This window comes from Kitasatospora sp. NPDC086801, assembly GCF_044745805.1.
GTDB lineage: Bacteria > Actinomycetota > Actinomycetes > Streptomycetales > Streptomycetaceae > Kitasatospora.
In genome coordinates this window covers 56,443-58,473 of the sequence record NZ_JBIVAX010000022.1, presented here as the reverse complement: position 1 = coordinate 58,473, position 2,031 = coordinate 56,443, and the positions used below count along the sequence as shown (strand labels likewise).

Below are 2,031 nucleotides of genomic sequence, written 5' to 3'. Positions count from 1 at the left end.
CATCGACGCAACCCATCTGGAAGACCGGCGAACGGCAGGGATCCGCGTGAGGACGGCCCGCGTGCCCGGCACGCGCGGCGCTCGCATTCCCGCACTCCAGCGCCCAGTCTCGATCGGGGCCGCGCCGAATTTCCCTAGGGTCTGTCGATCATGTCCGAACGGGCTTCGGACTCTAGGGAATTGCCGGGTCGTTCGGCCGGATCGTCAGTTGCGCGAGCCGTGGGTACGGCCCGACCGGGCCGAGCGCCCCGACGTCGACGAGGATCACCGCCATGCCCGAACCCTTCCCGCCCGGCGACGCACCGAGAGTGCCGCCGCCCTCCGCCGAGGGCACCGCGGACCCGGCCGCGGCAGAGCTCAGCGAGCTCGACGAGCAGCTGATCGCCCAGTTGGTCCACCGCGTCCGGCTGGCCCGCGACCACCAACTCAGCCGCCGCGCCGCCGGACTGCCGACCACCAGCCTCGCGCAGGAGAACGCGATGCTGCGCCGCTACGCCTCCCGGCTCGGCGACCGGGGTGCCGGGATCGCACTGGCGATCCTGGAGCTCTCCCGGCCGCCGAGCGGGCCGGCCGTCGAACAACCGTAGGGCGGTGGGGACGCGAAGTCCCCACCGCCCTACGCCGTTCCCGGCGGGTGTCACCAGCGGGCGTCGGCCAGCACCTCGCCGTGGTCACGGGCCACGCGCGCCTGCTCCAGGTCGGACTCGACCATCATCCGCATGAGCTCGGGGAAGTCGACCTTCGGCTCCCAGCCCAGCTTCTCCCGCGCGTTGCCGGCGTCGGCGCAGAGCGTCTCCACCTCGGCGGGCCGCACGAGCCCCGGGCCCACGTCGACGTACTGCTCCCAGTCGAGCCCGACGCACTCGAAGGCGATCCGGGCCGCGTCCCGCACCGAGTGCATCCGCCCGGTGCCGATGACGTAGTCGCCCGGGTCGTCCTGCTGGAGCATCAGGTGCATCGCCCGGACGTAGTCCCCGGCGAAGCCCCAGTCGCGGACGGCGTCGAGGTTGCCGAGCAGCAGCCGGTCCTGCAGGCCGAGCTTGATCTGCGCGACCGCGAGGGAAATCTTCCGGGTCACGAACTCGGCTCCACGGCGCGGCGACTCGTGGTTGAACAGGATCCCCGAGACGCCGTACATCCCGTAGGACTCGCGGTAGTTGCGGGTGATGTAGTGACCGTAGGTCTTCACCACGCCGTACGGGCTGCGCGGGTGGAAGGTGGTCCGCTCGTTCTGCGGGGTCTCCGCCACCATGCCGAACATCTCGGAACTGGAGGCCTGGTAGAACCGGATCCGCCCGGGACCGCCTGCGGCACCGGCCGACTTGTTGATCCCGCTCACCATCCGGATCGCCTCCAGCACCCGCAGCACGCCGGTCCCGTTGACCTCGGTGACGAGTTCCGGCTGGCGCCAGGACATCGGCACGAAGGAGATCGCCCCGAGGTTGTACACCTCGTCCGGCTGGATGGTGTCGACGGCGGAGACCAGGCTGCTCTGGTCCATCAGGTCGCCGTCGACGAACTGTAGGTCCGGGATCAGCCGGCTGACCCGATCCTTCCGCGGGTTGGCCTGCCCCCTGGTCAGGCCCCAGACCTCGTATTCCAGGGAGATCAGGTGCTCGGCCAGGTAAGACCCGTCCTGACCGGTCACCCCGGTGATCAGTGCACGCTTGGACATCCGTTCCCCTTCAGCCACTGCTCGCGGAGTGCTCTCGGCACGACCAGCGAACCAGAGAAGGGGCTAAGGAATTTGCGAGACTTCCGGCGCACGCCGCCCGGCCCCCGTCGGATCGGCACGGGGCCGACGGAATGGAAGGCCCGGGGAAGGGCACATTCCGTCACAGAGGTCTCACACCCAAATGGAAACGCGTCTCACACCGCAGGTCAGGGCCGTGGGACGCGTCCCCGTGGCCGATGGGACGTCAGACCGCCTTCCGGACGGACGGCGGAGTCGGACACAGTTCTGCCGCGGCCGTCGAGCACATCGAGCGCCAGGCGGTGAAGCACTCCGCCCTGTCTGACGCATCCACCATG

2 protein-coding genes are annotated in these 2,031 nt (G+C 69.9%); one reads left to right on the top strand and one right to left on the bottom strand.

Annotation, left to right across the window (positions count from 1 at the left end; translation table 11 throughout):
- Positions 1-272 precede the first annotated feature (272 nt).
- Entirely contained in the window at positions 273-587 is a 315-nt protein-coding gene (locus tag ACIPLC_RS22765; RefSeq protein WP_400474823.1) for a hypothetical protein, read from the top strand.
- Between the two features lie 50 nt (positions 588-637).
- Here ACIPLC_RS22765 and ACIPLC_RS22760 read toward each other — a convergent pair whose 3' ends face one another.
- Positions 638-1,675 carry a GDP-mannose 4,6-dehydratase gene (locus tag ACIPLC_RS22760; RefSeq protein WP_400474822.1) on the bottom strand — a complete coding sequence of 346 codons (1,038 nt, stop codon included), beginning with the start codon at positions 1,673-1,675 and terminating at the stop codon, positions 638-640.
- Positions 1,676-2,031 lie beyond the last annotated feature (356 nt).

Coding starts and splice junctions, on each gene's coding strand:
- ACIPLC_RS22760 (WP_400474822.1), bottom strand. CDS start 1,675: ATGTCCAAGCGTGCACTGATCACCGGGGTGACCGGTCAGGACGGGTCT.
- ACIPLC_RS22765 (WP_400474823.1), top strand. CDS start 273: ATGCCCGAACCCTTCCCGCCCGGCGACGCACCGAGAGTGCCGCCGCCC.